The organism is Streptomyces sp. NPDC051322 (assembly GCF_040689485.1).
Classification (GTDB): Bacteria; Actinomycetota; Actinomycetes; order Streptomycetales; family Streptomycetaceae; genus Streptomyces.
In genome coordinates, this window is sequence record NZ_JBFBAK010000011.1 from 211,249 (window position 1) to 235,093 (window position 23,845).

20 protein-coding genes are annotated in these 23,845 nt (G+C 69.9%); 14 read left to right on the top strand and 6 right to left on the bottom strand.

Features of this window, described 5'->3' with window-relative positions:
• Positions 1-16 precede the first annotated feature (16 nt).
• From AB0436_RS25385 to AB0436_RS25405, 5 genes are all read right to left on the bottom strand, one after another.
• Positions 17-1,114, bottom strand: a complete 1,098-nt coding sequence (locus tag AB0436_RS25385; RefSeq protein WP_366470231.1) for an endo-1,4-beta-xylanase — start codon at positions 1,112-1,114, stop codon at positions 17-19.
• A 264-nt stretch (positions 1,115-1,378) separates the two neighbouring features.
• Complete coding sequence (locus tag AB0436_RS25390; RefSeq protein WP_366470310.1) at positions 1,379-3,676, bottom strand: glycoside hydrolase family 3 N-terminal domain-containing protein; 2,298 nt, start codon at positions 3,674-3,676, stop codon at positions 1,379-1,381.
• Between the two features lie 243 nt (positions 3,677-3,919).
• Complete coding sequence (locus AB0436_RS25395; protein ID WP_366470232.1) at positions 3,920-4,822, bottom strand: carbohydrate ABC transporter permease; 903 nt, start codon at positions 4,820-4,822, stop codon at positions 3,920-3,922.
• Positions 4,823-4,826: 4 nt separating this feature from the next.
• On the bottom strand, positions 4,827-5,789 hold the full coding sequence (locus AB0436_RS25400; RefSeq protein ID WP_366470233.1) for a sugar ABC transporter permease: 963 nt from the start codon (positions 5,787-5,789) through the stop codon (positions 4,827-4,829).
• 2 nt (positions 5,790-5,791) lie between these two features.
• Entirely contained in the window at positions 5,792-7,036 is a 1,245-nt protein-coding gene (locus tag AB0436_RS25405; RefSeq protein ID WP_366470311.1) for an extracellular solute-binding protein, read from the bottom strand.
• A 214-nt stretch (positions 7,037-7,250) separates the two neighbouring features.
• Here AB0436_RS25405 and AB0436_RS25410 point away from each other — a divergent pair, with 214 nt between their 5' ends.
• The 8 genes from AB0436_RS25410 (at position 7,251) to nusB (ending at position 14,931) form a co-directional block, all read left to right on the top strand.
• Positions 7,251-8,309 carry a LacI family DNA-binding transcriptional regulator gene (locus AB0436_RS25410; RefSeq protein ID WP_366470234.1) on the top strand — a complete coding sequence of 353 codons (1,059 nt, stop codon included), beginning with the start codon at positions 7,251-7,253 and terminating at the stop codon, positions 8,307-8,309.
• A 200-nt stretch (positions 8,310-8,509) separates the two neighbouring features.
• Positions 8,510-9,694, top strand: coding sequence for a chorismate synthase (gene aroC, locus AB0436_RS25415; protein WP_366470235.1), 1,185 nt, complete (start codon positions 8,510-8,512; stop codon positions 9,692-9,694).
• Positions 9,691-11,364, top strand: a complete 1,674-nt coding sequence (gene aroB, locus AB0436_RS25420) for a 3-dehydroquinate synthase (protein ID WP_366470236.1) — start codon at positions 9,691-9,693, stop codon at positions 11,362-11,364. Before aroC ends, aroB begins: the two co-directional genes overlap by 4 nt.
• The gene (aroQ, locus tag AB0436_RS25425) at positions 11,361-11,798 is read left to right on the top strand and encodes a type II 3-dehydroquinate dehydratase (protein ID WP_365854660.1); all 438 of its coding nucleotides are present in this window, start codon (positions 11,361-11,363) and stop codon (positions 11,796-11,798) included. Before aroB ends, aroQ begins: the two co-directional genes overlap by 4 nt.
• 103 nt (positions 11,799-11,901) lie before the next feature.
• Complete coding sequence (locus tag AB0436_RS25430; RefSeq protein ID WP_366470237.1) at positions 11,902-12,711, top strand: AAA family ATPase; 810 nt, start codon at positions 11,902-11,904, stop codon at positions 12,709-12,711.
• 61 nt (positions 12,712-12,772) lie between these two features.
• Positions 12,773-13,879 carry an aminopeptidase P family protein gene (locus AB0436_RS25435; RefSeq protein WP_366470238.1) on the top strand — a complete coding sequence of 369 codons (1,107 nt, stop codon included), beginning with the start codon at positions 12,773-12,775 and terminating at the stop codon, positions 13,877-13,879.
• A 48-nt stretch (positions 13,880-13,927) separates the two neighbouring features.
• A complete protein-coding gene (gene efp, locus AB0436_RS25440) occupies positions 13,928-14,494 on the top strand; it encodes an elongation factor P (protein ID WP_366470239.1) in 567 nt (188 codons plus the stop codon).
• A gap of 2 nt (positions 14,495-14,496) precedes the next feature.
• Positions 14,497-14,931 carry a transcription antitermination factor NusB gene (nusB, locus tag AB0436_RS25445; protein ID WP_366470240.1) on the top strand — a complete coding sequence of 145 codons (435 nt, stop codon included), beginning with the start codon at positions 14,497-14,499 and terminating at the stop codon, positions 14,929-14,931.
• 186 nt (positions 14,932-15,117) lie between these two features.
• On the opposite strand, the gene bldD is transcribed toward nusB, so the two are convergent.
• On the bottom strand, positions 15,118-15,618 hold the full coding sequence (bldD, locus tag AB0436_RS25450) for a transcriptional regulator BldD (protein WP_014157378.1): 501 nt from the start codon (positions 15,616-15,618) through the stop codon (positions 15,118-15,120).
• Between the two features lie 209 nt (positions 15,619-15,827).
• Here bldD and pyrR point away from each other — a divergent pair, with 209 nt between their 5' ends.
• From pyrR to carB, 6 genes are all read left to right on the top strand, one after another.
• Entirely contained in the window at positions 15,828-16,400 is a 573-nt protein-coding gene (gene pyrR, locus AB0436_RS25455) for a bifunctional pyr operon transcriptional regulator/uracil phosphoribosyltransferase PyrR (protein ID WP_366470241.1), read from the top strand.
• 104 nt (positions 16,401-16,504) lie between these two features.
• The gene (locus AB0436_RS25460; RefSeq protein WP_366470312.1) at positions 16,505-17,482 is read left to right on the top strand and encodes an aspartate carbamoyltransferase catalytic subunit; all 978 of its coding nucleotides are present in this window, start codon (positions 16,505-16,507) and stop codon (positions 17,480-17,482) included.
• 2 nt (positions 17,483-17,484) lie between these two features.
• Complete coding sequence (locus tag AB0436_RS25465; protein WP_366470242.1) at positions 17,485-18,771, top strand: dihydroorotase; 1,287 nt, start codon at positions 17,485-17,487, stop codon at positions 18,769-18,771.
• Complete coding sequence (locus AB0436_RS25470) at positions 18,768-19,343, top strand: hypothetical protein (RefSeq protein ID WP_366470243.1); 576 nt, start codon at positions 18,768-18,770, stop codon at positions 19,341-19,343. The genes AB0436_RS25465 and AB0436_RS25470 overlap by 4 nt, the downstream gene beginning before the upstream one ends.
• Positions 19,340-20,518, top strand: coding sequence for a glutamine-hydrolyzing carbamoyl-phosphate synthase small subunit (carA, locus tag AB0436_RS25475; RefSeq protein ID WP_366470244.1), 1,179 nt, complete (start codon positions 19,340-19,342; stop codon positions 20,516-20,518). Before AB0436_RS25470 ends, carA begins: the two co-directional genes overlap by 4 nt.
• Positions 20,511-23,822, top strand: a complete 3,312-nt coding sequence (gene carB, locus AB0436_RS25480) for a carbamoyl-phosphate synthase large subunit (protein ID WP_366470245.1) — start codon at positions 20,511-20,513, stop codon at positions 23,820-23,822. The genes carA and carB overlap by 8 nt, the downstream gene beginning before the upstream one ends.
• Positions 23,823-23,845: the final 23 nt, after the last annotated feature.

Here is a 23,845-nt window from a genome sequence, read left to right on the forward strand (position 1 = left end):
AGCGGGGGGCCGGAGGTCAGTGCCGGCCGGCGCTGAGCGTCAGGTCCTGGCTCAGTGCGGTGTAGGCGGGCTTGGCCCGGAAGTCTTCGTCGAAGATGTTGGCCGCCCCCTCACCGGTGAAGGTGCCGGGCACCCAGGAGTACTTGTCGGTGAAGCCCCACACGGTGAAGTCGGTGCAGTGCCGGGTCAGCAGGCAGCCCTGGAGCAGCACGCTGTAGGCCTCTGCCTGTGCCTCCGACTCGGTGCTGTCGACCGGCAGTGTGATCCGGACGTCCGCCTCGGTGATGGCGGTCTCCAGCCCCAGGGCGTCGAAACGACGCATGTTGTCGGCGATGTCGTGCGGCGCGTCGTACTGGACGTCCAGATGGCCCTGGATGCCGACGCCGTCGATCGGTACGTGCTGCTTCCGCAGCTGCGCGACCAGCTGGTAGAGGGCGGTGCTCTTCGCGTTGACGCCCTCGATGTTGTAGTCGTTGATGAACAACTTCGCCCGGGGGTCCGCCTGATGGGCCCAGCGGAAGGCGTCGGCGATATAACCGGGGCCGAGCTTCTGGAGCCAGATGCTGTCCCGCAGGGTGCCGTCGTCGTTGAAGGCCTCGTTGACGACGTCCCACTGCCAGACCTTGCCCTTGAAGTGAGTCATCTCGTCGGTGATGTGCCGGTGCAGGATGTCGCGCAGTTCGTCGGCGCTGAAGTCCCCGGCGGTGAGCCAGGAGGGCAGCTGGCTGTGCCAGACCAGCGTGTGTCCGCGGACCAGTTGTCCGTGGGCCCGCGCGAAGCTCACCAGATCGTCGGCGGCGCTCCAGTCGTAGGTCCCGCGAGTGGGTTCCACGACTTCCCACTTCATGACGTTCTCCGGCGAGACGGAGGAGAACTCGCCGGAGACCTTCGCCCGGTACGGCACGTCGTCGGCCAGGGCCGAGGTGTCGACGGCCGTACCGATCCGCAGTCCGGCCCGCAGCCCGAGAGCGCCGAGCGAGTGCGCGGAGGGGCGGTGCTGCTGCGACTTGCCGTGCTGGTCGGTGGCCGAGGATGCCGGGAGGGTGAAGGCGGAGACGAGCAGTGCGGTGCCGGCCGCTGCGGCGGCCACGGCGGCAGATCTGGTCCTGAGCATGGGAGGTCCCTTTCGATGCACGGAAGCTGGGTGATCCCTGCGAGGGAGCGGAAGGGAACGATCGAAAGTTTCGAGATCGTTTCCGCAAGTTTCTGGGAAACCTAGAGCCTGCGAATTCGGCGGTCAATCCCCGTGCACGAGAATTCGCGAAGAGGTCGATGGGGCCGCGGCAGGCAGCGAACGGCCCCGGACGGCCGGGGCCGGCCGGAGCCGTGGGGCGGGGGAGACGGCTCGATCGGAGCCGGTAGGGCGTCCCGCCGGGTGTCAGACCCCGTCCGGGACAGGGCTGAGGGACGTGTCGCAGACCAGACGGCGCCGGTGGTCCACGGTGCGCTCGGGACCGGTGAGACGCAGCCGCACGGTGTGCCGGACATCGGCCGCCGCACTGGAGGCCGCGAAGCGCAGTTCCAGATCGCCGGGCTCGACGACCCGTCGCCCGTCCACGCCGGTGAAGGAGGTCAGATCGGCGTCGAAACGGAACCGGACGCGCCGTGCCTGCCCTGCGGCCAGCGGCACTCTGGCGTAGCCGATGAGCCGTGCGTCGGGGCGGGTGGTCTGAGCGACCGGGTCGTGCAGATAGAGCTGCACCACCTCGGCGCCGTCGCGCGTCCCGGTGTTACGGACGACCAGTTCGATGTCCGCGGATCCGTCGGTGGGCAGTTCGGCGGGGATCGGACCGACCGGGTCCCAGGCGAAGGCAGTGTACGAGAGCCCGTGTCCGAAGGCGTACAACGGCGTCGGGTCGAGGTTGCTCACGCCACCCGCGAGCCCCAGCGGTGGCTGCAGATACGTCCACGGCTGGCCGCCCGGTCCGTGCGGCACCCCGACGGGCAGCCGGCCCGATGGATTGACTCGCCCGGAGAGCACTCCGGACAGGGCAGGGCCGCCCTCCTCGCCCGGGAAGAAGGCCTGGACGACGGCGGCCGGCCCGCTGTCCCAGCGGCCCAGCGCATACGGACGGCCCGTCAGCAGCACCAGCACCACCGGGGTTCCGGTGGCCAGCAACGCGTCGAGCAGTTCGCCCTGGACGCCCGGCAGGGAGAGGTCGGCGGCATCACAGCCTTCGCCGGAGGTGCCGCGTCCGAAGAGCCCGGCGCGGTCGCCGAGTACCGCCACGCATATCTCCGCCTCGCGGGCCAGTTCGGCCGCGGCCGGGATGCCGGAGGTGTCGTCGCCGTCCACGTCGCAACCGGGGGCGAAAGTCAGCCGGGCGTCGGGAAGTTCCGCGCCGAGCGACTCCAGCAGGGTCGGAATGGCGATGCCCAGCGGCATCTCCGGGTGGGAGACGCCGACATGACTGGGGAATGAGTAACAGCCGAGCATCGCCAACGGGTCGTCCGCGCGGGGGCCGACCACGGCGATCCGGGCGTCGGCGCGCAGCGGCAGCGCGCCCGACGGGTTGGCGAGCAGGACGCAGGACCGCTCGGCCAGCAGCCTGGCCAGCGCCCGGTTCTCGGCGGGGTCGAGGTCGATGGTGCCGCGCGCCTGCTCGGGGTCGCCACCGCCGGCAAGGGTGACGGGCAGCGGAGACCAGTCGGGGTCGAGCAGGCCGAGCACGCACTTCTGCAGCAGCACCCGGGTCAGCGCCCGGTCGACCATTCCCTCCGCCACCGCGCCCGCACGGACGGCGGCGACCAGAGCGTCACCGTAGGAGCGGACGGTGGGCAATTCCACGTCGACACCGGCGGCCAGGGCCATGCGGCCGGCGTCCGCGCGGCCGGCGGCCACCTTGTGCAGGGTTTCCAGGAAGCCGATGCCGAAGTAGTCGGCGACGACGGTGCCGTCGAAGCCCCAGGTGTCCCGGAGCAGGTCGGTGAGCAGGGCGGGATCGGCTGCGGTGGGCACACCGTCGATCTCGGAGTAGGAGCTCATCACCGAGCGGGCGCCGCCCTCCCGCACGGCCATCTCGAACGGTGGCAGGATCACGTCGGCCAGCTCGCGCGCACCGGCCCGCACCGGGGCGAGGTTGCGTGCGCCGGCCGACGCGGAGTACCCGGCGAAGTGCTTGAGGGTGGCGACGATACCGGCGGCCTCCAGCCCGCGGACGTAGGCGGTGGCCACGGTGGCGACCAGGTAGGGGTCCTCGCCGATGGTCTCCTCGACACGCCCCCAGCGCAGATCGCGGACCACGTCCAGAACGGGCGCCAGACCCTGGTGGATTCCGACGGACCGCATGTCGCTGCCGATCCGGTGGGCCATCTCGGCGACCAGCGCCGGATCCCAGGCGGCGCCCCAGGCCAGCGGCACCGGGTAGGCGGTCGCGCCGAAGGCGGTGAAGCCGGCCAGGCATTCCTCATGGGCCACCGCGGGAATCCCGAACCGCCCCGCACCGGCGATACGTTGCTGGGCGCGGGCCAGCGAGACGGCGCCCACACCGGCGTCCACCGGGGCGGTGCCGAAGGGCCGGGTGAGCTGCCCGAGGCCGCGAGTGATCAGTTCCTCCCAGTCGACCGGATCCACCATGTCGTTCTGATGCGGTGCGACCCCGTCGCCGTCGGAGTCGGCGCCCACCCAGACCCCGTAGAGCTGTGCGGTCTTCTCCTCGAGGGTCATCCGGGCCATGAGATCGGCCACTCGCTCATCGGGCGCGCGGGACGGGTCGCGCCAGGGTGCCGCGGCGGCCGGGTCCCCGGCTGCCGGGCCTCCGACGGCGGGGCTCTCCACGGCCGGGATGTCCACGGCGGGGCTTTCGGCGACGGTGACGGGGGCGGCAGCGGCGCGCGGGGCTTGCGGAACGGGGCGGGATGCCATCGTGCAGGGGTTCCTCTCCGGAGTGGCGGTGATGCGGTACTGCTGTGCTCGGCCCTACTTGCCGCCCACCCCCATCAGGCCGTTCACCAGGGCGCGCCGGGCCACCAGATAGACCGCGAAGATCGGCACCACGGAGAGCGTGATCGCGGCCAGCGTGGCCGGGATGTTCACTCCGAACTGGGACATGAAGTTGAAGAGACCGAGCGTCAGGACCCGGTTGCCCTCCGACTGGGTGAGGATCAGCGGGAAGAGGAAGCCGTTCCAGGCCTGCAGCGCCGAGTAGATGGCCACCGTGCTGATGCCCGCCCGGGACAACGGCACCGCGAGCTGGATCAGCATCCGCAGGGGGGACGCACCGTCGAGGGCCATCGCCTCGTACAGCTCTTCGGAGACATCGCGCATCGTGCCGCTCAGTACCAGGACGGACACCGGCATCGCGAACGCCGCGGTGGGCAGGATGATCGCAGGCAGGGTGTCGTAGAGCCCCATCTTCCCGATCAGCAGATACAGCGGAACGATCACTGCCTGCGCCGGGATCGCCACCCCGAGCAGGAAGGTCCGGAAGGCGAGCGACGACCAGCGGTTACGGGTGCGTACCGCGACATAGGCCACCGGCACCGAGAGCACCAGCACGATGAGCACGGTGGAAACGGCGACGATCGCGGTGTTGGCGAGCAGCGTGAAGAAGCCGCTGTGCAGCACGGTGTTGTAGTTGTCCAGCGTGGGATGGGTGGGGAAGGCCAGCGGGTCGCCGTCGAGTGCTTCGTCCTGGTGCATCAGGGACGAGGAGATCAGCGTGTAGAGCGGGACCAGCACGATGACCAGCCAGACCAGCGAGCCGAGACCGGCCAGTGGGTTCGCTCGGCGCAGCAACCGGCGGCGCCGTGGTGCACCGGCGGCCGGACCCGGCGGCAGGGGCGTTACGGCCGGCGCCGCGGTGCGGGTGTCGGACGACATCGCGTTACATACCTTCCCGGGTGGAGCGCATGGTCCCGAAGCCGCTGAAGCGGACCAGGATCAGCGAAATGCTGGTGGCCACCACGACCAGGGCGGTGGCGATGGCGGCGGCGTAGCCGAGGTCGTACGTCTGGAAGCCGGTGCGGTACATCAGGTAGGGCAGGATCGTCGTGTCGGTGCCCGGACCGCCCTTGGTCATGATCAGCACGGTGTCGAAGTAGGTCAGCGAACCCACGATCATCAGCACCGACGAAGTGGTCACGGTGTGCCGCAGCTGCGGCAGCGTGATGTGGAAGAACTGCCGCAGCATCCCCGCGCCGTCGATGGAGGCGGCCTGGTAGAGGACTTCGGGAATCTGCCGCGCGCCCCCCTGGTAGATCAGGGTGTGGAACGGCATGAACTGCCAGCCGCCGACGAACGCCACCACCAGCAGGGCGCCGGTGGAGGTCCCCATCACGTTCGGGTCGACCCCGATCCAGGGACCGATCTCCTTGATCACACCGAAGTTGGGGTCCAGCAGCGCATGGAAGAGGATCGCGATGGCGGTGGTGGACAGCAGCAGCGGGACGAAGAAGATCGCGGAGAGCACGGCGCGGCTGCGCTGGCGCCCGGCTGCCCAGACCCCCAGCAGCAGGGCGACCGGCGTCTGGAAGGCCCAGCTGATCACGGTGAGCAGCAGACTCAGCCAGGCGGCCTGGCCGAAGTCGTGGTCCTTGAAGAGCCGCGTCCAGTTGTCGAGACCGGCCGCGGTGGGCGAGTTGAGGCCGTCCCACTTGCAGAAGGACAGATAGACGGCGAGCCCCAGCGGGACGATCGCGAAGACGGCGAAGAAGAGCAGACCGGGGAGCGCCCAGCCGACGTGCGGGCGGCCGACATTGCTGCCGGCCGCCCGGCCGCCTCCGCGCTTGACCGGCCGGGCCGCTTTCGTGGCCTGGGCGGGCTTCGTGACGAGCGGAGTGGTGGACATCGTTACTTGACGGCCTTCATAGCGGAGACGAACTGCTCGGGGGTGGACTTCCCAGCGAACAGCTTGCTGACCTCGGTGAGCAGCGGAGTGGCGACCTGGGACTCCAGTGCCTGGTCCCACGAGAGAGTGAAACTCGGGGCCTTCTGCACCATGTCGTACTGGAACTTGGAGAACGCCGGGTTGGGTGACGAGCCGAACAGCGAAGCGGCGTTGGACGTGGTGGGGACGTCGCCGTTGGCGATCAGGGCCTTGGCATACGACTCCGCTGCCATGGCCTTCAGGAACTTGATGGCCACGTCCTTGTGCTTCGTCCTGGCGTTGATCGACCAGTAGTTGGTGGGATTGCCCACCACGTCCTGCACGTCGCCGACACCGCCCGCCACGGTCGGGAACGCGGTCCAGGCCAGGTCCTTCTTGGCGAACTTCGGGGCCTTGCCGAGCTGGGTCGAGTACTCCCACGAGCCCATCAGATGCATGGCGGCCTTGCCCTTGCTGAACAGGGTGGGCGCGCCGGCGTTGGTGTAGTCGACCGAGTTGTAGTTGGAACCGAAGGCGCCCTCGTCGACCAGCTGCTTAACGGTCTGCGCGGTCTTGAGCACAGCCGGATCGCCCCACGCCGACGAATCACCGCTCTGGATCTTCTTGAAGACGTCCGGACCTCCGATCCGGTCCAGCAGGTACTCCATCCACATCAGCTCGGGCCACTTGTCGGCGCCGCCGAGGGCGAAGGGGGTGATGTTCTTGGACTTGAAGGTGGTGATGTCGTTCTGCAGGTCGTTCCAGGTCTGGGGGGCCTGGAGGTGGTTCTCCGCGAAGAGCGTCTTGTTGTAGAAGAGCGCCACCGGCTGCATCCCGCGCATCGGAACGCCGTAGATCTTTCCGTCGAGGCCGCCCGCGGTCATGATCGACGGCAGGAAGCCGTCCTTGAGTGTGGCGTCGCTCTTGACGGTCGAGGTGAGATCGACCAGCTGGCCGGCGTCGACGTACGGTTTGATGGAGCCGCCGCCCCAGTTGTAGAAGACATCCGGAGCGTTGGGCGATCCCATCGCACTGCGCAGCTTGTTGACGTAGTCGGAGCCGGGTATGGACACCAGCTTCACCTTGACGTCGGACGTCTTGTTGAACTTCGCGACGGCCGCCTTCTGGACCTTCACCGCGTCGTCGCCGTAGACGTAGGCGGTGATGGAACTGCCACCGCCACTACCGCTGCTCGAACCGCAGCCGGCCAGGACCCCGGCCATCACCATCGCGGCCCCTGCCGCGGTCCATCTGGCCGTACGTGTACCGCTGCTGAGAATGCCCGACCCCATGACCGCACCTCTGTCGAATGTTTCGAATTGACCTGCGAATGTTGCCGGAACCGTACGGGTGGGTTCGGGGCCCGTCAAGAGGGTGCGCAGGAGTTTCCCTGATCAGCGCACCGGGGCTGGTGTGAGCTGGATCGGGAGCTACGATCCGGGTATGCGCCCTGCGAACGCCCCGTCCCCACAGCGAAAGACGACTGCCGGAGATCAGCCGGAAGTCGCCGCCACTCTGGCTGAGATCGCCCGTGCCGCCGGAGTTTCGGCTCCGACAGTTTCGAAAGTTCTGAACGGGCGTGCCGACGTCGCTGCCGGCACCCGCACCCGGGTCGAGGAGCTGCTGCTCCAGCACGGCTATCGGCGCAGGCGCGGCGCCTCCCAGCAGTCCCAGCTGATCGACCTGGTCTTCCACGAACTGGAGAGCGCCTGGGCGATGGAGGTCATCAGGGGGGTCGAGAACGTCGCCAGGGAGGACGGGCTGAGCCTCGTGCTCTCCGAGAGCGCAGGTCGGCTGACTCCCGGTCAGACCTGGGTGGACGGAGTGCTGGCCCGCCGCCCCGTCGGGGTGATCCTGGTGCTCTCGGACCTCAACGCGGCCCAGCGCGCCCAGTTGACCAGCCGCGACATTCCCTTTGTCGTCGTCGACCCGGCCGGCGATCCGGGTGACGAGGTTGCGTCGGTGGGCACCACCAACTGGCAGGGCGGTCTCGCCGCCACCCGCCACCTGGTGGAGCTGGGGCACCGGCGGATCGGCGTCATCGGGGGCCCAGCCAGCATGATGTGCAGCCGCGCCCGGATCGACGGCTACCGGGCCGCCCTGGAGACCGCCGGCCTCCCGGTGGACCCACAGCTCGTGCGGGAGGGCGACTTCCACCATGAGGCCGGCTACACCGCGGGTCTCGACCTGCTGCGGCTGCCGGACCCGCCCACCGCCATCTTCACCGGCAACGACCTGCAGGCGCTCGGGGTCTTCGAAGCCGCCCGCGAGACGGGTCTGCGCATCCCGGAGGACCTGAGCGTCGTGGGATTCGACGATCTGCCGATCACCCGGTGGGTCGGGCCGCCGCTCACCACGGTGCGCCAGCCGCTGCTGGAGATGGCCGAGACCGCGGCCCGGCTGGTCATCGACCTCAGCCGGGGCAAACAGCCCGCCACCGCCAGGGTCGATCTCGCCACCAGCCTGGTGGTCCGCAGCAGCACCGCCCCGCCCCGTCGCTGAGCTGACCGCCGTGTTCCGCCGTGCTCCGCTGTGCCCCCGCCGTGGCCGCCGGCGGCGCGGGGGTGCACCGCGGTGGGACGTCCGCCTATTGGACCCATGACCGGACAGCGGCCCGGTCATGGGAGGATCGGACAAGGCGGGCCGAGGCCGCGCACCTGGTCGCGCCGTCGCAGAACGAGGCGCGAGCATGAGGAGCACCGTTGAGCAGGTTGCGTTGGCTGACCGCGGGGGAGTCGCACGGCCCCGCACTGGTGGCGACGCTGGAGGGCCTTCCCGCCGGTGTCACGATCACCACGGACATGGTGGCGGACGCGCTCGCCCGGCGACGGCTCGGCTACGGCCGCGGCGCCCGGATGAAGTTCGAGAAGGACGAGGTCACCTTTCTCGGCGGCGTACGGCACGGTTTGACCATGGGCGGCCCGGTGGCCGTCATGGTGGGCAACACCGAATGGCCCAAGTGGGAGCAGGTCATGTCGGCCGACCCGGTCGACCCCGAGGAGCTGGCGAAGCTGGCCCGTAACGCCCCGCTCACCCGCCCCCGGCCCGGCCACGCCGACCTGGCCGGGATGCAGAAGTACGCGCTCGACGAGGCCCGTCCGATCCTGGAGCGCGCCAGCGCCCGCGAGACGGCGGCCCGGGTCGCCCTGGGCACCGTGGCGCGGTCGTACCTCAGGGCGACGACCGGGATCGAGATCGTCTCCCATGTCGTGGAACTGGCGGGGGCGAAGGCTCCGTACGGCGTCGTTCCGGTGCCCGCCGACGAGGCCAGGCTCGACGAGGACCCGGTGCGCTGTCTGGACGCCGGCGCCTCGAAGGCGATGGTCGCCGAGATCGACCAGGCGCACAAGGACGGCGACACCCTGGGCGGTGTGGTCGAGGTGCTCGCCTACGACGTGCCGGTGGGCCTCGGCTCGCACGTGCACTGGGACCGCAGGCTCGACGCGCGGCTGGCCGCCGCCCTGATGGGCATCCAGGCCATCAAGGGCGTCGAGGTAGGCGACGGATTCGACCTCGCTCGGGTGCCGGGCTCGCAGGCCCACGACGAGATCGTGCCGACCGCGGACGGCATCCGCCGTACCTCGGGCCGCTCCGGCGGAACCGAGGGCGGCATGTCCACCGGAGAGCTGCTGCGGGTGCGGGCCGCGATGAAACCGATCGCCACGGTGCCGCGCGCCCTGGCCACCGTCGACGTGGCCACCGGAGAGGTCGCCGCCGCGCACCACCAGCGCTCGGACGTGTGCGCGGTCCCGGCCGCGGGCATCGTGGCCGAGGCCATGGTGGCGCTGGTCCTCGCGGACGCGGTCGCGGAGAAGTTCGGCGGCGACAGCGTCGGCGAGACCCGCCGCAACGTTCGGTCGTACCTCGACAACCTGCAGATCCGATGAGCGGGCCGCTGGTCGTTCTGGTCGGCCCGATGGGCGTCGGCAAGTCCACGGTGGGCGAACTCCTCGCCGAACGGCTCGGTACCGGCTACCGGGACACCGACGCCGACATCGTGGCGGTCGAGGGCCGGACCATCGCGGAGATCTTCGTCGACGAGGGGGAGGCGCGGTTCCGCTCCCTGGAGAGCACGGCGGTGGCCGCCGCACTCGCCGAACACACCGGGGTGCTCTCGCTCGGCGGCGGCGCCGTGCTCGACGCGGCCACCCGCGCCCTGCTCGCCGGACACCGCGTCGTCTACCTCTCGATGGACGTGGAGGCCGCGGTCAAGCGGGTCGGGCTGAACACCGCGCGCCCGCTGCTTGCCGTCAACCCGCGCCGGCAGTGGCGTGAACTGATGGAAGCCCGCCGCTCCCTCTACACCGAAGTCGCCGACGTCGTCGTCGCCACCGACGACCGCACACCGGAAGAGGTCACCCAGGCGGTCATCGACGCTCTGGAGCTCCCGCAGCTCCCGGGGACCACACCACCACCCGCGGTCGCCACCGCGGACCCCGGCACCACCGGCCAGGAGACCCGCATGACGCAGGACGCCCCCATCCGTATCCAGGTCGGCGGCACGGAAGGACACGCCCCTTACGAAGTGCTGGTCGGCCGCAGCCTGCTGGGCGAACTGCCCGCGCTGATCGGTGACCGGGCCAAGCGGGTGGCCGTGCTGCACCCGGAGGCACTCGCCGAGACCGGCGAGACGGTGCGGCAGGACCTCGCGGGCCAGGGATACGAGGCCATCGCGATCCAGCTGCCCAACGCCGAGGAGGCCAAGACCGTCGAGGTCGCGGCCTACTGCTGGAAGGCGCTCGGCCAGACCGGCTTCACCCGCACCGACGTCATCGTCGGCGTGGGCGGTGGGGCGACCACCGATGTCGCCGGGTTCGTCGCGGCGAGCTGGCTGCGCGGGGTGCGCTGGATCGCCGTACCGACCACGGTGCTCGGCATGGTCGACGCCGCGGTCGGCGGAAAGACCGGCATCAACACCGCCGAGGGCAAGAACCTGGTGGGCGCCTTCCACCCGCCGGCCGGGGTGCTGTGCGACCTGGCAGCGCTGGACTCGCTGCCGGTCAACGACTACGTCTCCGGCATGGCCGAGATCATCAAGGCCGGTTTCATCGCCGACCCGGCCATCCTCGACCTCGTCGAGTCGGACCCCGAAGGCGCCCGCACGCCCGCGGGCCCGCATACCGCCGAGCTCATCGAGCGCTCCATCCGGGTCAAGGCCGAGGTCGTGTCCAGCGACCTCAAGGAGTCGGGGCTGCGCGAGATCCTCAACTACGGGCACACCCTCGCCCATGCCATCGAGAAGAACGAGCGCTACAAGTGGCGGCACGGCGCCGCCGTCTCCGTCGGCATGGTCTTCGCCGCCGAACTCGGCCGTCTCGCAGGCCGCCTCGACGACGCGACCGCCGACCGGCACCGGGCCGTACTGGCCTCCGTCGGCCTGCCGCTGACCTACCGGGGTGACCAGTGGCCCAAGCTGCTGGAGACCATGAAGGTCGACAAGAAGTCCCGCGGCAACGTGCTGCGCTTCATCGTCCTCGACGGCCTCGCCAAGCCGACCGTCCTGGAAGGACCCGACCCGGCGGTCCTGCTCGCCGCGTACGGGGAGGTCTCCGCGTGACCAGGGTGCTCGTCCTCAACGGCCCGAACCTGGGCCGGCTGGGCTCCCGCGAGCCCGATGTTTACGGGGCGACCTCCTACGCCGGACTCGTCGACGCCTGCACCGGACTCGGCAAGGAACTCGGCTTCGACGTCGAGGTCCGCGAGACCAACGACGAGGGGGAGCTGATCCGTTGGCTCCACGAAGCGGCCGACGGTTCGATCCCCGTGGTGATCAACCCGGGCGCCTTCACCCATTACTCGTACGGCATGCGGGATGCGGCGGCCCAGCGGACCGCGCCGCTCATCGAGGTGCACATCTCGAATCCGTACGCCCGCGAGGAGTTCCGTCACAACTCGGTAATCGCCGCCGTCGCCAGCGGCACGGTCGCGGGCTTCGGAATCGGCTCCTACCGCCTTGCCCTGCGTGCGCTGGCCGGGGAACTGGCGTCCTGACGCGGTAGTTCGACCCTTCCCCGGCCGTTCACATGACGACGGCCGGGGAAGGTACCGTTCGGTAGCGAGGATCAGTCGGCTGAACGAGACGGAGTGGCACCGGATGCAGCACGCTGGAGGAGCCCCGCTGCCGCCACCCCACGCGGGAGCCGCCGGATGGATGCAGGGCGCCCTGCCCCCCGCCCAGCACCCCGCTCAACCCCCCGCCCAGCACCCCGGTCCGGCGCCCGGCCGACCGCCCGCCGCCCCGCCGCTGACCCCCGCCCCGGAATCCACCGGCCATGTTCAGCTGCCGCCGGGCGGCCCGGTGCCGCTGCCCTCCCCGCCACCCGCCAGCGTCCGGGCCGACACCGGCAACACCACGCTCGCCGTGCTGCTCATAGGACCGGCCGGCGCCGGCAAGACCACCGTGGCCCGGCACTGGGCGCAGAGCCGCCGGGTGCCCACCGCGCACATCAGCCTGGACGACGTACGGGAATGGGTCTGCTCCGGGTTCGCCGACCCGCAGACCGGGTGGAACGACCACTCCGAGGCCCAGTACCGCCTCGCCCGGCGCACCTGCGGCTTCGCCGCCCGCAACTTCCTGGCCAACGGCATCTCCTGCGTCCTCGACGACGCGGTCTTCCCGGACCGGCCGGTCGTCGGTCTCGGCGGCTGGAAGCGGCATGTCGGCCCCGGTCTGCTCCCGGTGGTCCTGCTGCCGGGCCTGGAGATCGTCCTGGAGCGCAACGCCGCCCGCAGCGGCAACCGCCGGCTGAGCGATGAGGAAGTCGCCAGGATCCACGGCCGGATGGCCGGCTGGTACGGCTCGGGTCTGCCGATCATCGACAATTCGGCCTTCGACGTGGAGACCACCGCCCAGGTGCTCGACGACGTACTGGCGCGCTCCATCGCCAGCCCCCCGACCTGGTGAAGCTCCCCGGTCGGACGCGCTGAACCGGCTGACAACCGCTCCTGCTCCTACGCTCGGGGGCATGTCAGAGGTGTTTGCGGTCCGCCGGGAGAGGCTGCGCGACCGATGCAGGGCAGCCGGCAGTGCTGCCGCCCTGGTCTCCCGCGCCGCCAATGTCCGCTACCTCGCGGGTGCGGCTCCAGCCGGGTCCGTACTGCTGCTGGGACCGGCCGGCGACGAACTGGTCTGCCCCCGCGAGCCTGCCGACGAGGCCGGCGACGGCCGTCCCGACGAGCATCTGCGGCTGCGTATGCTGCCCACAGCAGGCGGCGATCCGGTGGTCGCCGCGGCCGGTCTGCTGCATCCGGCGGACGCTCCGTCGCTCGCCGTCGAGGAGCACCACCTGACCGTCGCCAGGCACCGAGCGATCGGCTCCGTCGCGCCCGGCATCCAGCTCACCGATCTCGCGGGCGCCGTCGAACAGCAGCGGATCATCAAGGACGAGGAAGAGATCGCCAGCCTGCGGATCGCCGCCGAGATCGCCGACCAGGCGCTGGGCGAACTGCTCGAATCGATTCTCGTCGGGCGTACCGAACGCCATCTCGCTCTCGAGCTGGAGCGCCGACTGGTCGACCACGGCGCCGAGGGGCCCGCTTTCCCCACTTCGGTGGCCACCGGACCCAATGCCGGCCTGAGAAGACACCGCCCGTCGGACCGCCGGGTCGAGGAAGGGCATTTCCTCTCCGTCTGCCTGGGCGCCCGCTATCACGGATACCGCTGCGAGATCGGGCGTACGTTCGTCATCGGCACGTCCCCGGCGGACTGGCAGATCGAGCTGTACGAGCTGGTCTTCGCCGCACAACGGGCAGGTCGGGAGGCGCTTGTGCCCGGCGCCGCCTGCCGCGACGTGGACCGTGCGGCCCGCCAGGTGCTGGGCGCAGCGGGCCATGGCGAGGGTCTGCCGACGGCCACCGGGCACGGCGTCGGACTCGAAATCGACGAGGACCCGCAGCTGACACCTGCGGCCATGGGTAAACTGGACGCTCGCGTGCCGGTCACCGTCGAACCGGGGGTCCACCTCCCGGGCCGGGGCGGAGTCCGGATCGATGACACGCTCGTCGTGCGCCCTGAGGCGGACGGCGGACCCGAGCTACTCACCATTACGACCAAGGAACTGCTCGCCCTCTAGCGAGTACCCGCGGTCCCACACACGCTGCAGTCCAGGAGAACCTCAACCGTGGCTTCCACGAACGACCTCAAGAACGGCCTGGTGCTCAAGCTCGACGGGGGCCAGCTCTGGTCCGTCGTCGAGTTCCAGCACGTCAAGCCCGGCAAGGGCCCCGCCTTCGTGCGCACCAAGCTCAAGAACGTGCTCTCCGGCAAGGTCGTCGACAAGACCTTCAACGCCGGGGTGAAGGTCGAGACGGCCACCATTGACCGGCGTGACATGCAGTTCTCGTACATGGACGGCGAGTACTTCGTCTTCATGGACATGGACACGTACGACCAGCTGATGGTCGACCGCAAGGCTGTCGGTGACGCCGCCAACTTCCTGATCGAGGGCTTCACCGCCTCAGTCGCGCAGTACGAGGGCGAGGTGCTCTACGTCGAGCTGCCGGCCGCCGTCGAGCTGACGATCCAGCACACCGACCCGGGCGTCCAGGGCGACCGCTCCACCGGCGGCACCAAGCCGGCCACCCTGGAGACCGGTTACGAGATCGGCGTCCCGCTGTTCATCACGACCGGCGAGAAGATCAAGGTCGACACCCGTTCCGGTGATTATCTCGGCCGGGTGAACAGCTAACCGTGGCTGCCCGGAACACGGCGCGCAAGCGCGCCTTCCAGATCCTCTTCGAGTCCGACCAGCGCGGGGTGCCCGTGCGGACGGTCCTCGCGGACTGGATCCGTCACGCCCGGACCGACGACCGGCAGCCGCCGGTCAGCGAGTACACGATGGAGCTCGTCGAGGGGTACACGGAGTACGCCGACCGCATCGACGACCTCATCGCCACCTACGCCGTGGGCTGGACGCTGGACCGGATGCCGGTCGTCGACCGCAACATCATCCGGCTGGGCGCCTATGAGCTGGTGTGGGTCGAGGGCACGCCGGACGCGGTGGTCATCGACGAGGCGGTGCAGCTCGCCAAGGAGTTCTCCACCGACGAGTCGCCGTCCTTCATCAACGGCCTGCTGAGCCGTTTCAAGGACCTCAAGCCGAGTCTGCTCCGCGACCAGGCCTGAGCGGGCCGGTTCGACGCCGGCGGCGCGCTCCACAGGGACGTTCCGGGCCCGGGGCGGGAAGACGAACCGTCTTCCCGCCCCGGGCCCGGTGCCGTTCGAGCAACGGCGAAGGGCGGACCCGACCGATACGGGTCCGCCCTTCGGACGAGACGTTTCTGCTGTCGTCGACGAGAGTGGGCTGCTGGATCAGCCTTCGTCGTGCGCGACCGCCCGGCGGGCGTCCGCGTCCAGCACGCCCCAGCTGATCAGCTGCTCGGTGAGGACCGAGGGCGACTGGTCGTAGATGACGGCGAGGGTGCGCAGGTCGTCCTGGCGGATCGACAGCACCTTGCCGTTGTAGTCGCCGCGCTGGCTCTGGATGGTCGCCGCATAGCGCTGCAGCGGCCCTGCCTTCTCCGGCGGGACGTGGGCGAGGCGCTCCAGGTCCAGAACGAGCTTCGGCGGCGGCTCGGCGGCTCCGCCCGGCGTGGTGCCGGGCAGCAGCTCCTGCACGGGAACCCCGTAGAAGTCCGCCAGTTCGGCGAGGCGCTGCACGGTCACGGCGCGGTCGCCCCGTTCGTACGAGCCCACTACCACGGCCTTCCAGCGGCCCTGGGACTTCTCTTCGACACCGTGGAGGGAAAGGCCCTGCTGGGTGCGGATGGCGCGGAGCTTGGCCCCGAGCTGTTTTGCGTATTCGCTGGACATATGGCTCCCCGGACGCTGTGGCGACGTGCGGCTCCGCCGCGCGGCTGGTAACTCACTGTGAGGTTACGCAGCGTTACTTGGCTGCGTCAAGCCGAATGGTCCGGACCCACCCCCTGCCCGGTGGCTCCCGCGGCCCTGGTACCGTGGTCCTGTAATTTCGACGTCCTTTAAGGTCCGTCCCGTGAGGCGGAGAAGGAGGTCCGTTTCATATGGACGCAAGCACCACCGATGCGCGCCCCGTACTCGAGGGCCCGGACATCGCGCGGGTACTGACCCGCATCGCGCACGAGATCGTCGAGCGCGCCAAGGGCGCCGATGATGTCGTGCTTCTCGGTATCCCGACCCGTGGTGTGTTTCTGGCCCGTCGGCTCGCCGTCAAGCTCGAAGAGATCACCGGCCGCGCCATTCCGGTCGGCTCGCTCGACATCACCATGTACCGCGACGACCTGCGGCTGCGCCCCGCCCGCGCCCTCGCCCGTACGGACATCCCGGCCGACGGCGTCGACGGACGTCTGGTCGTGCTGGTCGACGATGTGCTCTTCTCCGGCCGGACCATCCGGGCCGCGCTGGACGCACTGGGTGATATGGGCCGCCCCCGCGCCGTACAGCTCGCTGTGCTGGTCGACCGCGGCCACCGCGAACTTCCGATCCGCGCCGACTACGTCGGCAAGAACCTCCCCACGTCGCTGCGGGAGACGGTCAAGGTCCAGCTCGCCGAGGAGGACGGCCGCGACGCGGTCCTGCTCGGTGCCGAGCGGACCGCCCCGACCGGCGCGCAGTAGCTCCTGAGCCCCGGCCCGCGACCCGGGCCGCCGCGCTGTGCCTGCCCGCCGTGCCGGAAACTCCCGCACACCCAGAATCCTCCGCACACATGGAGCACACCCGGATGAAGCGCCACCTCATCTCGGCCGCCGACCTCACCCGCGACGACGCCGTCCTCATCCTCGACACCGCCGAGGAGATGGCCAGGGTCGCGGACCGGCCGATCAAGAAACTTCCGACCCTGCGCGGCCGTACCGTCGTCAACCTCTTCTTCGAGGACTCGACGCGGACCCGTATCTCCTTCGAGGCGGCCGCCAAGCGGCTCTCCGCCGATGTCATCAACTTCTCCGCCAAGGGCTCGTCCGTCTCCAAGGGCGAATCGCTCAAGGACACCGCGCTGACCCTGGAGGCGATGGGCGCGGACGCCGTCGTCATCCGGCACGGAGCCTCCGGCGCCCCCTACCGGCTCGCCACCTCCGGGTGGATCGACGGCGCGGTCGTCAACGCCGGGGACGGCACGCACGAGCACCCCACCCAGGCGCTGCTGGACGCCTTCACCATGCGCCGCCGGCTGGTCGGCGTGGAGGCCGGAATCGGGCGGGACCTGGCCGGCCGCCGGATCACCGTGGTGGGCGACGTCCTGCACAGCCGGGTCGCCCGGTCGAACGTCCATCTGCTGCACACGCTGGGTGCCCAGGTGACCCTGGTGGCCCCGCCCACCCTGGTGCCGATCGGCGTCGAGCACTGGCCCTGCGAGGTGTCGTACGACCTGGACCGGGTGCTGCCCAAGTCCGACGCGGTGATGATGCTGCGGGTGCAGCGGGAGCGGATGAACGCCGCCTTCTTCCCGACCGAGCGCGAGTACGCACGCCGCTACGGCCTGGACGGCGACCGCATGGCGCGGACGCCCGAGCACGCCATCGTGATGCACCCCGGACCGATGAACCGGGGCATGGAGATCACCGCCGACGTCGCGGATTCCGATCGCTGCACGGTGGTCGAACAGGTCGCCAACGGCGTCTCCATCCGGATGGCCGTCCTGTATCTGCTGCTCGGCGGCTCCGAGCCCGCCCCTACCACGCGTACCGAGGAGAGCAAGTAACGATGAGCAAGATCATGATCCGTGGTGCGAAGGTGCTCGGCGGCGAACCGCAGGACGTCCTGATCGACGGCGAGACGATCGAAGCGGTGGGTACCGGCCTGTCCGCCGAAGGCGCCGAGGTCATCGAGGCGGAGGGCAGGATCCTGCTGCCCGGCCTGGTCGATCTGCACACCCACCTGCGGGAGCCCGGCCGGGAGGACTCCGAGACCGTCCTCACCGGTACCAGGGCCGCCGCCGTCGGCGGATTCACCGCCGTGCACGCCATGGCGAACACCTTCCCGGTCGCCGACACCGCCGGTGTCGTCGAGCAGGTCTGGCGGCTCGGCCGGGCGTCCGGCTACTGCGACGTGCAGCCCGTCGGCGCCGTCACCGTCGGCCTGGAGGGCAAGCAGCTCGCCGAGCTCGGCGCCATGCACGATTCCGCCGCCGGCGTGAAGGTCTTCTCCGACGACGGCAAATGCGTCCACGACGCGGTGATCATGCGCCGCGCTCTGGAGTACGTGAAGGCCTTCGACGGAGTCGTCGCCCAGCACGCCCAGGAGCCGCGTCTCACCGAGGGCGCCCAGATGAACGAGGGCGTGGTCTCGTCCGAACTCGGGCTCGGCGGCTGGCCCGCGGTCGCCGAGGAGTCGATCATCGCCCGTGATGTGCTGCTCGCCGCACATGTCGGTTCCCGTGTGCACATCTGCCATCTGTCGACCGCCGGCTCCGTGGAGATCGTCCGCTGGGCCAAGTCCAAGGGCTGGAACGTCACCGCCGAGGTCACCCCGCACCACCTGCTGCTCACCGACGAGCTGGTGCGCACATACAACCCGGTCTACAAGGTGAACCCGCCGCTGCGCACCGAGACCGACGTGATGGCCCTCCGGGAGGCACTCGCGGACGGCACCATCGACTGCGTCGCCACCGACCACGCCCCGCACCCGCACGAGGACAAGGACTGCGAGTGGGCCGCGGCCGCCATGGGCATGGTGGGCCTGGAGACCGCGCTCTCCGTTGTTCAGCAGACGATGGTCGACACCGGTCTTGTGGACTGGGCCGTCGTGGCCGACCGGATGTCCTTCCGGCCCGCGGCCATCGGCCGGCTGGCCGGACACGGCCGCCCCATCGCGGCCGGCGAGCCCGCGAACCTGACCCTTCTCGATCCGGCTTACCGTGGAGAGGTGGACCCCGCGGGCTTCGCCTCCCGCAGCCGCAACACTCCCTACGAGGGCCGCGAGCTGCCGGGACGCGTCACCCACACCTTTCTGCGGGGCCGGGCAACGGTCGTGGACGGGAAGCTGGCGTGACACCTCTCAGCACACTTCACCTCGCAGCGGATCAGAAGTCGGCGCAGGTCACCGACTGGTCTGGGCGGATCGGCTGGATCGTCGGCCTGCTGCTGTTCATCGCACTCCTCTACTGGCTGATGCGCGAGGGCTGGAAATGGCGAGGAACGCTCCAGAGCGACCTCCCCGAACTCCCTGGCGCGCCGACCGAACCCGGTACGGCCGGACTGAGCATGAGCGGCCGCTATCACGGCTCCACCACGGCCGGTCAGTGGCTCGACCGGATCGTCGCGCACGGCCTGGGTACCCGGAGCAGAGCCGAGGTGACGCTCACGGACGCCGGACTGGACGTCGTACGTCCGGGGGCGAACGACTTCTTCATCCCGGCCGCCCAACTGCGTGAGGCCAGGCTCGACAAGGGCATCGCCGGCAAGGTCCTCACCGAGGGCGGACTGCTCATCGTCACCTGGCAGCACGGCGACAAGCTGATCGACTCCGGCTTCCGCTCGGACCACGCGGCCGAACAGAGCGCCTGGGTCGAGGCCATCAATTCCATGAAGCACCCGGTTACGACGGAAGGCACCGCACGATGACCCTCTCCACCAGGGGGGCCGCCCAGGCTCCCGCCGTACTCGTCCTGGAGGACGGCCGAAGCTTCCGCGGCCGCGCCTACGGGGCCGTGGGGGAGACCTTCGGTGAAGCGGTGTTCAACACCGGCATGACCGGTTACCAGGAGACCCTCACCGACCCCTCGTACCACCGCCAGGTCGTCGTGATGACCGCCCCGCACGTGGGCAACACCGGCGTCAACGACGAGGACGACGAGTCGAAGAAGATCTGGGTCGCCGGCTACGTCGTGCGCGACCCCGCACGCGTGCCGTCGAACTGGCGCTCCCGGCGCTCCCTCGACGAGGAACTGACGCGGCAGGGCATCGTCGGGATCAGCGGTATCGACACCCGCGCCCTCACCCGCCATCTGCGGGAACGCGGCGCCATGCGGGTGGGCATCTTCTCCGGCAACGCACTGCCCGACGAGGGCACCCTGCTGGCCAAGGTGCGGCAGGCCCCCGAGATGAACGGCGCCGACCTCTCCGCCGAGGTCGCCACCACCGAGACCTACGTCGTCCCGGCGATCGGGCCCGACGGCGAAGCCGTCCCGATCGGCACCGCGAAGTTCACCGTCGCCGCACTCGACCTCGGCATCAAGGGCATGACCCCGCACCGCCTGGCCGAGCGCGGCATCGAGGTGCACGTGCTGCCCGCCACCGCGACCGTCGACGAGGTGTACGCGGTCGACCCCGACGGTGTGTTCCTGTCCAACGGACCCGGGGACCCCGCCACCGCCGACCTCACGGTCATCAAGGCCGTCCTCGACCGCAGGACACCGCTCTTCGGTATCTGCTTCGGCAACCAGCTGCTCGGCCGTTCGCTCGGCTTCGGCACGTACAAGCTGAAGTACGGCCACCGCGGCATCAACCAGCCCGTGCAGGACCGCAGCACCGGCAAGGTCGAGGTCACCGCGCACAATCACGGGTTCGCCGTCGACGCGCCGCTCGACACGGTCTCCGACACGCCCTACGGCCGGGCCGAGGTCTCGCACGTCTGCCTCAACGACAACGTGGTCGAAGGCCTCCAACTGCTCGACCGACCCGCGTTCAGCGTCCAGTACCACCCCGAAGCAGCCGCCGGCCCGCACGACGCCGCGTACCTCTTCGACCGCTTCACGTCTCTGATGAACACAGCCCAGATGGAGGGCCAGCGTGCCTAAGCGCACCGATATCCAGTCCGTCCTGGTCATCGGTTCCGGACCGATCGTCATCGGCCAGGCTGCCGAGTTCGACTACTCGGGCACCCAGGCCTGCCGGGTCCTCAAGACCGAGGGCCTGCGGGTCATCCTGGTCAACTCCAACCCGGCCACGATCATGACCGACCCGGAGATCGCCGACGCCACCTACGTCGAGCCGATCACACCGGAATTCGTCGAGAAGATCATCGCCAAGGAACGCCCGGATGCCCTGCTGCCGACCCTGGGCGGCCAGACCGCGCTCAACACCGCGATCTCCATGCACGAGAACGGTGTCCTGGAGAAGTACGGCGTCGAGCTGATCGGCGCCAACGTCGAGGCGATCAACAAGGGCGAGGACCGCGACCTCTTCAAGGGCGTCGTCGAGGCCGTCCGCGGGAAGATCGGCTACGGCGAGTCCGCCCGCTCGGTCATCTGCCACACCATGGACGACGTCATCGGTGGCGTCGACGAACTCGGCGGCTACCCCGTCGTCGTGCGCCCCTCCTTCACCATGGGCGGCGCCGGCTCCGGCTTCGCGCACACCGAGGAGGAGCTGCGCCGGATCGCCGGCCAGGGCCTGATGCTCTCGCCCACCACCGAGGTACTCCTGGAGGAGTCGATCCTCGGCTGGAAGGAGTACGAGCTGGAGCTGATGCGCGACAACCACGACAACGTCGTGGTGGTCTGCTCCATCGAGAACTTCGACCCGATGGGCGTGCACACCGGCGACTCGATCACCGTCGCACCGGCGATGACGCTGACCGACCGCGAATACCAGCGGCTGCGTGACATCGGCATCGCGATCATCCGCGAGGTCGGAGTGGACACCGGCGGCTGCAACATCCAGTTCGCCGTCAATCCGGACGACGGCCGGATCATCGTGATCGAGATGAACCCGCGGGTCTCCCGCTCCTCCGCGCTGGCGTCGAAGGCGACGGGCTTCCCCATCGCGAAGATCGCTGCCCGTCTCGCTGTCGGTTACACGCTGGACGAGATCCCCAACGACATCACCGAGAAGACCCCGGCATCCTTCGAGCCGACTCTCGACTATGTCGTGGTGAAGGTGCCGCGCTTCGCCTTCGAGAAGTTCCCGGCCGCCGACGCCACCCTCACCACCACCATGAAGTCGGTCGGCGAGGCCATGGCCATCGGCCGCAACTTCTCCGAGGCGCTCAACAAGGCGCTCCGCTCGCTGGAGAAGAAGGGCTCGCAGTTCTCCTTCACCGGCGGACCGGGCGACAAGGACGCGCTGCTGGAGACCGCCAGGACCCCCACCGACGGCCGGATCAACACCGTCATGCAGGCCATGCGGGCCGGTGCGACCCCCGAGGAGGTCTTCGAATCGACGAAGATCGACCCGTGGTTCGTCGACCAGCTCTTCCTGATCAAGGAGCACGCGGACGAGCTCGCCGCCGCCGAGAGACTGGATCCCGAGCTGCTCGCGGACGCCAAGCGGCACGGCTTCTCCGACAGCCAGATCGCCGAGATCCGGGGCCTGCGCGAGGAAGTCGTCCGTGAGGTGCGGCATGCGCTGGGAGTCCGCCCGGTCTACAAGACGGTGGACACCTGCGCCGCCGAGTTCGCCGCGAAGACCCCGTACTTCTACTCCTCCTACGACGAGGAGAGCGAGGTCGCGCCGCGTGAGAAGCCCGCAGTGATCATTCTGGGTTCGGGCCCGAACCGGATCGGGCAGGGCATCGAATTCGACTACTCCTGCGTCCACGCCTCCTTCGCGCTGAGCGACGCGGGCTACGAGACGGTGATGGTCAACTGCAACCCCGAGACCGTCTCCACCGACTACGACACCTCCGACCGGCTCTACTTCGAGCCGCTCACCCTGGAGGATGTCCTGGAGATCGTGCACGCCGAGACTCTCGCCGGCCCGGTCGCCGGAGTCGTCGTGCAGCTCGGCGGCCAGACCCCGCTCGGGCTTGCCCAGGCGCTCAAGGACAACGGCGTGCCGGTGGTCGGCACCCCGCCCGAGGCGATCCACGCCGCCGAGGACCGCGGCGCTTTCGGCCGGGTGCTCGCCGAGGCCGGTCTGCCCGCGCCCAAGCACGGCACCGCGACCACTTTCGACGAGGCCAAGGCCATCGCCGACGAGATCGGCTACCCGGTGCTGGTACGCCCGTCGTACGTGCTCGGCGGCCGCGGCATGGAGATCGTGTACGACGAGGCCCGGCTCGCCTCGTACATCGCGGAGTCCACCGAGATCAGCCCCACCCGCCCGGTGCTGGTCGACCGCTTCCTCGACGACGCGATCGAGATCGACGTCGACGCGCTCTACGACGGCACCGAGCTCTACCTCGGTGGCGTCATGGAGCACATCGAGGAGGCCGGCATCCACTCCGGCGACTCGGCCTGCGCACTGCCCCCGATCACCCTCGGCGGCTTCGACATCAAGCGGCTGCGCACCTCCACGGAGGCCATCGCCAAGGGCGTCGGGGTCCGCGGACTGATCAACATCCAGTTCGCCTTGGCCGGCGACATCCTCTACGTCCTGGAGGCCAACCCGCGCGCCTCCCGCACCGTGCCCTTCACCTCGAAGGCAACCGCGGTGCCCCTCGCCAAGGCCGCTGCCCGCATCTCGCTGGGCGCGACCGTCGCCGAGCTGCGCGCCGAAGGCATGCTGCCGGCCACCGGCGACGGCGGAACCCTGCCGCAGGACGCACCGATCTCCGTCAAGGAGGCCGTGATGCCCTGGTCGCGCTTCCGCGACATGCACGGACGCGGCGTCGACACCGTGCTCGGCCCGGAGATGCGCTCCACGGGCGAGGTCATGGGTATCGATTCGGTCTTCGGCACGGCGTACGCCAAATCGCAGGCCGGCGCGTACGGCCCGCTGCCCACCAAGGGCCGGGCGTTCATCTCGGTCGCCAACCGCGACAAGCGCTCGATGATCTTCCCGGCCCGGGAGCTCGTCGCGCACGGCTTCGAACTGCTCGCCACCTCGGGCACCGCCGAGGTACTGCGCCGCAACGGCATCAAGGCCACCGTGGTCCGCAAGCTGAGCGAGGGCGAGGGGCCCGCCGGTGAGCGGACCATCGTCCAGCTCATCCACGACGGCGAGGTCGACCTCATCGTCAACACCCCCTACGGAACCGGCGGCCGCCTCGACGGCTACGAGATCCGCACGGCGGCCGTGGCCCGCTCCGTGCCCTGCCTCACCACGGTCCAGGCGCTGGCCGCGGCAGTCCAGGGCATCGACGCGCTCAACGGCGGGGACGTCGGAGTGCGTTCTCTCCAGGAACACGCACAACACCTGACCGCCGCGCGCGAGGTCTAGCAGCCCAGGAGGGGGACACCGGA

Bases quoted from the DNA above. Each gene is read 5' to 3' on its own strand.
- AB0436_RS25385 (WP_366470231.1), bottom strand. From the start codon at position 1,114: ATGCTCAGGACCAGATCTGCCGCCGTGGCCGCCGCAGCGGCCGGCACC.
- AB0436_RS25390 (WP_366470310.1), bottom strand. From the start codon at position 3,676: ATGGCCCGGATGACCCTCGAGGAGAAGACCGCACAGCTCTACGGGGTC.
- AB0436_RS25395 (WP_366470232.1), bottom strand. From the start codon at position 4,822: ATGTCGTCCGACACCCGCACCGCGGCGCCGGCCGTAACGCCCCTGCCG.
- AB0436_RS25400 (WP_366470233.1), bottom strand. From the start codon at position 5,789: ATGTCCACCACTCCGCTCGTCACGAAGCCCGCCCAGGCCACGAAAGCG.
- AB0436_RS25405 (WP_366470311.1), bottom strand. From the start codon at position 7,036: ATGGTGATGGCCGGGGTCCTGGCCGGCTGCGGTTCGAGCAGCGGTAGT.
- AB0436_RS25410 (WP_366470234.1), top strand. From the start codon at position 7,251: ATGCGCCCTGCGAACGCCCCGTCCCCACAGCGAAAGACGACTGCCGGA.
- aroB (WP_366470236.1), top strand. From the start codon at position 9,691: ATGAGCGGGCCGCTGGTCGTTCTGGTCGGCCCGATGGGCGTCGGCAAG.
- AB0436_RS25430 (WP_366470237.1), top strand. From the start codon at position 11,902: ATGCAGCACGCTGGAGGAGCCCCGCTGCCGCCACCCCACGCGGGAGCC.
- AB0436_RS25435 (WP_366470238.1), top strand. From the start codon at position 12,773: ATGTCAGAGGTGTTTGCGGTCCGCCGGGAGAGGCTGCGCGACCGATGC.
- bldD (WP_014157378.1), bottom strand. From the start codon at position 15,618: ATGTCCAGCGAATACGCAAAACAGCTCGGGGCCAAGCTCCGCGCCATC.
- pyrR (WP_366470241.1), top strand. From the start codon at position 15,828: ATGGACGCAAGCACCACCGATGCGCGCCCCGTACTCGAGGGCCCGGAC.
- AB0436_RS25460 (WP_366470312.1), top strand. From the start codon at position 16,505: ATGAAGCGCCACCTCATCTCGGCCGCCGACCTCACCCGCGACGACGCC.
- AB0436_RS25465 (WP_366470242.1), top strand. From the start codon at position 17,485: ATGAGCAAGATCATGATCCGTGGTGCGAAGGTGCTCGGCGGCGAACCG.
- carA (WP_366470244.1), top strand. From the start codon at position 19,340: ATGACCCTCTCCACCAGGGGGGCCGCCCAGGCTCCCGCCGTACTCGTC.